This is a genomic window from Pseudoalteromonas luteoviolacea NCIMB 1942 (genome assembly GCF_001625595.1).
Classification (GTDB): Bacteria; Pseudomonadota; Gammaproteobacteria; order Enterobacterales; family Alteromonadaceae; genus Pseudoalteromonas; species Pseudoalteromonas luteoviolacea_A.
Genome location: NZ_AUXT01000128.1, coordinates 1 through 441 on the forward strand (window position 1 = coordinate 1; position 441 = coordinate 441).

Annotated in this window: 1 pseudogene; it reads left to right on the plus strand. The window is 41.3% G+C overall.

Annotated features, from left to right (window positions below):
* Positions 1-441, plus strand: a pseudogene (locus tag N482_RS07055) (ISAs1 family transposase); the annotation flags it as partial.

The window sequence follows — 441 nt, forward strand, 5'->3', positions numbered from 1 at the left end:
TTACAGCTTGTCACTGCTTATGATACGGAGAATGGACTGGTCTTAAGTCAACTCGCGACGAAGAATAAGAATGGGGAGATCCGTGTTGTTCAGCAGATGTTGGATGTACTGAATGTTAAAGGCAGTGTACTAACGATGGATGCGCTGCATTGCCAAACTGAGACACTTAGAAAAATAGCGGATAAAAAAGCGCATGTCGTGGTTCAAGTAAAGAAAAATCAGCCCAATTTGTGGAATGCGGTCAACACTCAATTTCAAAAAGAGCAACGTAAGGTCTACCAACTAAAACCTAAATTTAATGAAACACTCAAAGCTCGTTGGCCAAGTATCCGCAGTGTTATAGCGGTAGAGCGACACCGGACAATAAAAGAAAAGACCAGTATTGATACGTCTTTTTACATCAGTTCAATGTCATTAGGTCACTAGGTCACTAGGTCACTA